This window comes from Bradyrhizobium sp. (genome assembly GCF_030693485.1).
Classification (GTDB): Bacteria; Pseudomonadota; Alphaproteobacteria; order Rhizobiales; family Xanthobacteraceae; genus Bradyrhizobium.
The window spans coordinates 1-5,518 of record NZ_JAUYAN010000318.1 but is presented as its reverse complement, the minus strand read 5'-3'; the positions used below and the strand labels follow the sequence as shown (position 1 = coordinate 5,518).

At 66.4% G+C, this 5,518-nt stretch carries 6 protein-coding genes; all 6 read left to right on the top strand.

Features of this window, described 5'->3' with window-relative positions; all coding sequences use genetic code 11:
- The coding region (locus Q8N40_RS23130) for a DUF2283 domain-containing protein (protein WP_305713450.1) at positions 1 to 228 on the top strand (228 nt) is incomplete at its 5' end.
- Between the two features lie 22 nt (positions 229 to 250).
- The gene (locus Q8N40_RS23125; RefSeq protein ID WP_305713449.1) at positions 251 to 418 is read left to right on the top strand and encodes an antitoxin MazE family protein; all 168 of its coding nucleotides are present in this window, start codon (positions 251 to 253) and stop codon (positions 416 to 418) included.
- Positions 419 to 596: 178 nt separating this feature from the next.
- Positions 597 to 1,832 (top strand): MFS transporter, encoded by a 1,236-nt coding sequence (locus Q8N40_RS23120; protein ID WP_305713448.1) that lies wholly within the window; start codon positions 597 to 599, stop codon positions 1,830 to 1,832.
- Positions 1,833 to 1,933: 101 nt separating this feature from the next.
- Entirely contained in the window at positions 1,934 to 3,046 is a 1,113-nt protein-coding gene (locus tag Q8N40_RS23115) for an acyl-CoA dehydrogenase family protein (RefSeq protein WP_305713447.1), read from the top strand.
- A gap of 141 nt (positions 3,047 to 3,187) precedes the next feature.
- The gene (locus Q8N40_RS23110; protein WP_305713446.1) at positions 3,188 to 5,155 is read left to right on the top strand and encodes a methyl-accepting chemotaxis protein; all 1,968 of its coding nucleotides are present in this window, start codon (positions 3,188 to 3,190) and stop codon (positions 5,153 to 5,155) included.
- Positions 5,156 to 5,290: 135 nt separating this feature from the next.
- Positions 5,291 to 5,473 (top strand): YegP family protein, encoded by a 183-nt coding sequence (locus tag Q8N40_RS23105; RefSeq protein WP_305318806.1) that lies wholly within the window; start codon positions 5,291 to 5,293, stop codon positions 5,471 to 5,473.
- Positions 5,474 to 5,518: the final 45 nt, after the last annotated feature.

Below are 5,518 nucleotides of genomic sequence, written 5' to 3'. Positions count from 1 at the left end.
AAAGCCATGACCAACATAACCTACGATGCCGAAGCTGACGCGGTGTACATCACCGTCGGGCGCGGCAAGGTCGACCGGACCGAAGAGACCGGGCCGTTCAACTACGATGTCGATGCCGAGGGACACATTGTCGGCATTGAGGTCCTCTCCGCCAGCAAGGTTCTGGCGCCGGGAGACTGGAAAAAAGCCGGCTCGCCGGATAAAGCGCGGATCAACGCGGCGGCGTAGCAGGTCGTTGCACCACAAGCGCTTGCGAGCGCAAGGGCTGCGGCTGGTGCAGCATTGGGTGCCGGATTTGCGCGATCCAAAGGTGCTCGCGGAAATCCGCCGTGAGGCGGCGCTGATGGCGCAGCATCCGGAAGACGAAATCATCAACGACTGGATCGAGGCGGTTTACGACTGGGACAGCTGGAAGTGATGTGTGACGTTACACCCATGCCTCATAATGAGGAGCGCGTCGGGCAGCGCCCTTGCGGGTTCGCGCTGACGCGCGCCCCGGAATGACACCTATCTCCGTCCCCGCCTTGCCCTCGGCCACCGGATGCGCCACCATCGCGCTTGCTCACTCATAACCACCAAGAAATGCGAGGAAACGCATGAGCAAGCCTGCCGGGTTCAACTATGGCTGGGTCGTCGTCGGCGCCGGTGCGCTGATGACTTGCGTGGGCTTCGGCTCGATGCTGTCGCTGGCGGTGTTCCTGCAGCCGATGTCGGAGGCGATGGGGTGGTCGCGCGCAGGCGTCTCGGCGGCGTCGACGCTGAATTTTCTCTGCATGGGGGTCGCGGCGTTTTTCTGGGGCGCGCTGTCGGACCGCTACGGCACCCGCATCGTGGTGCTGGCCGGCTCCGTGCTGCTCGGTCTTGGTTTGATCACGGCGAGCATGGCCACCAGCCTGTGGCAGTTTCAATTGCTGTTCGGCATCCTGATCGGGGTTGCCGCCGGCGCGTTCTATGCGCCGATGATGGCGATCGCCAGCGCCTGGATCGAACATCAGCGCAGCCTCGCGGTGTCGCTGGTGTCGGCCGGCATGGGCGTGGCGCCGCTGACGGTGGCGCCGTTCGCGAGCTGGCTGATCACGACCTATGACTGGCGAACCGCGATGCTGGTGATCGGCATCGCCGCCTCGGCGCTGTTGATCCCGGCCTCGTTCCTGGTGCGGCAGGCGCCGGAGCCCGCCGCGTCTTCCGGCGCTGCCGGCGCGGAGGCGCCGGCCGTGGAGTGGAGCGTGGCGCAGGCGTTGCGCACGCCGCAATTCATCACGCTGGCGCTGGCGCATTTCGCCTGCTGCGCGGCGCATTCGGGTCCGATCTTCCACATGGTGAGCTATGCGATGGTCTGCGGCATCGCGCCGCTGACCGCGGTCACCGTCTACAGCCTCGCCGGGTTCTCGGGCCTCGGCGGCCGCCTCGCGCTCGGCGTGATGGCGGACCGCATCGGGGCCAAGCCGGTGCTGGTTGCCGGCCTGCTGGTGCAGGCGCTGTGCGTGGCGACCTATCTCGCGGTCGGCCAGCTCGGCGAATTCTACGCGCTCTCCGTCGTGTTCGGCCTCGCCTATGGCGGGGTGATGCCGCTCTACGCCGTGCTGGTGCGGGAATTTTTCGGCGCGCGCATCATGGGCACGGTGTTCGGCGCGGTGTCGGCGTTCGCCAGCCTCGGTATGGCGCTCGGGCCATGGGCCGGCGGCTGGGTGTTCGATACCTTCCAGGGCTATTTCTGGCTCTATGTCGGCTCGTTCGGCATCGGGATCGCGGCGGTCGCGGTGGCGCTGAGTTTCCCCTCGCCGCGGCGGCCGTCGCAACCCGCGCTCCGCCTCGGGCCCGCGGCGGCGTAAACCGGTTGCCTCACTTGATCGGCGGCGGCAGATGGACCACCATTGCGCCGCCACCCGACAAGAAGCCTGGCAAGCGGCGGAACGAGGGGCGAGGAACTACCATGAACAAGGCTGCCGGTTTCGATCTGGTCGAGCGGGCGCGGGCCCTGCAACCGTTGATCACGCGCGAGGCCGACGAGATCGAGCGGACGCGGCGCCTCACCCAGCCGGTGGTGTCCGCGCTGCTGGAGAACGGGCTTTACCGCGCGCTGCTGCCGAAAAGCCTCGGCGGAACCGAGGCGCCGCTCGAGATCTTCATGCAGATGCAGGAGGAGATCGCCAAGGCCGATGCCTCGACCGCATGGTGCCTCGGCCAGTGCGGCGTCTGCGCCATGATCTCGGCCTATCTCGACCCCGGACCGGCCCGCGAGATTTTCAACACCGCGCCCGGCATCCTGGCCTGGGGCGCGATCAACCATACGGTGCAGGTCGTCCCCGGCGGCTACAAGGCCAGCGCGCGCTGGGATTTCGCCAGCGGCTCGCGGCAGGCGAGCTGGCTCGGCGCCCATGTCCGCATCGTCGAGGCCGACGGGTCCCCGCGCAAAAAACCCGACGGCTTGCCCGAGATCCGCACCATCCTGTTCCCGATCGCCAGCGCCACGATGTACGACGTCTGGGACGTGATCGGCCTCAACGGCACCGGCACCGATTCCTATTCGGTCGAGGACCTGTTCATTCCCGAGCAGTTCACCGCGCTGCGCGACGACCCCAGTGCGTTGCGCGAGCACGGCCCGCTCTACCGGATCCCCACGCAAATGGTCTACAGCATGGGCTTTGGCGCCACCTCGCTCGGCGTCGCCCGCGCCACGCTGGATGCCGCCATCGAACTGTCGCGCGCCAAGCAGCCGCAGGGGCTGTCGGCGATGCGCGAGAACAATGCGGTGCAGGGCCTGATCGGACGCACCGAAGCCCAGTTGCGCTCCGCGCGCGCCTATCTCTTTGCCACCGCCGCCGAGGTGTGGCGCGATCTGGTACGCGGCGATGCCTTCACCGAAGCCCATCGCTGTGCACTTCGGCTGGCCTCGACCTGGACCATCCATCAGTCCACCGCAGTGGTCGATGTCGCCTATCACATGGCGGGCGCCACTGCCGTGTTCAGCGCCAACCCGTTCGAGCGCCGCTTCCGCGACATTCACACCATCGCGCAGCAGCTGCAGGGCCGCGACAGCCAGTAGGAAGATGTCGGCAAGGTGATCCTGTCGGGCAAGCTCAAGGCCGAGCCGACGGCGCGCCCGTAGTATTACGGATCACTTCAGTTTGTTAAGCAGTTTCTGGGAACTTCCGAATCTTCCTCTTGCGGAGCTTCGGCAATTCCCATGTTCAAACTTCGATCGATCGCGGCCCGCCTGATCCTGGCCATTTCGCTGACCGTCGCGGCAGCCTGCGCCATCCTCGGCACCTTCTCGATTTTGCAGCAACGCGCATTGACGCGGCTTGCGCTCGATCAGCAGCTCAAGCTGCAATATGACAGCGTCATCGCCGCGATCGACTACGAGGGACGCGCGGCGCTCGCGGTCAGTTCGGTCATTGCCGCGCTGCCCGGGGTCGCCGACGCCGTCGCCAAGAACGATCGCAATGCGCTGCTGGCATTGCTTGGCAATGCGCAGACCGCGCTGAAGGCGCAGGGCCTGCCCTTGCTCAACTTGATGCTGCCGCCGGCAACTCTGTTCCTGCGACTCCATGATCCCAAGGCGTTTGGCGACGACGTCTCGGCGCGCCGTCACGCCGTGGTAGAGGCGAACAAGACCGGAAAGCAGATCGTCGGCGTGGAAGCCGGACGCGATACGCTCGGCTTGTTTGCCAACACGCCTATCGTCCGCGACGGCAAGAGCCTCGCAACCGTCGACGTCGGCGCCACCTTCGGCAAGGAATTCGTCGATCGCGCCAAGCAGCGCTTCGGCGTCGACCTTGCCGTGCACTGGTTCGACGGCAAGACCTTCAAGAAACTGTCCTCGACCTTCGGCGATGCTGTCGTGGCCACCCCGGAAGAACTGAAGCGGGTTTACGACGGTGCCATGATTCGCCGCGATGCCACCCTCAACGACAATGCTTCCGCGCTCTATCTCGGCCAGATCAAGAATTTTGCCGGCCAGCCGGTCGCGGTGCTGGAAGTCGTCAAGGACACCACCGCATACGAGGCAGCGGCGGCAAGTTCGCAGCGCAACCTGGTTCTCGGCACCATCGCCATCCTGGCGGGCGCCGTGCTGCTGGCATTCCTGCTCGGCCGCGGCCTGTCGCGGCCGCTGACCGCGATCACCGCGGTCATGAACCGTCTTTCCAGCGGCGATACCGAAGTGACCATCCCCGGCGGCGAGCGCAAGGACGAACTCGGCACCATGGCGGTGGCGGTCGACGTGTTCCGCCGCAGCATGCTGGAAGCCGGCACCATGCGCGCGGCGCAGGAGGCCGCCAAACAACAGGCGGAAGAGGAAAAGAAGGCATTGCAGCGCCAGATGGCCGACCGTTTCGAGGCCGACGTCAAGAGCGTCGTCAGCGCGGTCGCACGCGCGACCAAGGACATGCAGCGGGTCGCCGGCGAGATCACGGCCAGCGTGAACGGCACCTCGGAACGGGCCACCGCCGCGGCTGCCGCGTCCGAGGAAGCTTCCGCCAGCGTCAACACCGTCGCCGCCGCCACCGAGGAGCTCGCCTCCTCCGTGGCCGAGATCGGCCGCCAGGTCACGCATTCCAGCAGCGTCGCCGACGACGCCGTGCTGAAGGCCGGACAAACCACCGAAATGGTCGGAAGCCTCTCGGCGGCCGGCGAAAAGATCGGCGACGTGCTTCGCCTGATCGGCGCCATCGCCAGCCAGACCAATTTGCTGGCCTTGAATGCGACGATCGAGGCGGCGCGCGCGGGCGACGCCGGCCGTGGCTTTGCCGTGGTCGCCTCCGAGGTCAAGGAACTGGCCAGCCAGACCGCGAAGGCCACCGAGGAAATCGCCGGCCAGGTGACCGCGATCCAGTCCGCCACCGGCGATTGCGTCACCGCGATCGGCGGCATCAGCGACACCATCCGGGAGATCAGCGGCATCGCGACCACCATCGCCGCCGCCGTCGAGGAACAGGATTCGGCGACGCGCGAAATCGCCCGCAGCGTGCAGCAGGCCGCCGCCGGCACCAGTGAAGTCTCGCTCAACGTGGCGGGCGCCAGCCAGGCCGCCGACCAGTCGCGCATCCTCGCCAACAACGTGCTGGTCGCGTCAGGCGAACTCAACCAGCAGGCCACCGCGCTGTTCGACAGCGTCGACAGCTTCCTCGCCGGCCTGCGCAACGCCGCCTAGGCGGGCGGAAGTTCGCACGGCACCGCTCGCCGTTACCTCACCCTGGGGGCGGGCACCGTTGCATGATTGACTCGGCGCCGTTGGCGACGGACGATTGACCCCGTGTCTTGATCGTCCAGCCAAGGGGAGAAAATCATGGCTTACAAGTTCGAAGTCTACAAGGACAAGGCCGGCGAGTTTCGTTTCCGGTTCAAGGCGCCGAACGGCGAGAGCATGTTTGCGTCGGAAGGTTATGCGCAAAAGGCATCCGCCATGAGCGCGATCGAATCGATCAAGAAGAATACGCCGGGCGCCAGCACCGACGACCAGACCAAATAGACCCTTCCTGAAAGGCACGATGCCGCCAACACCGGGAAAGGCCGC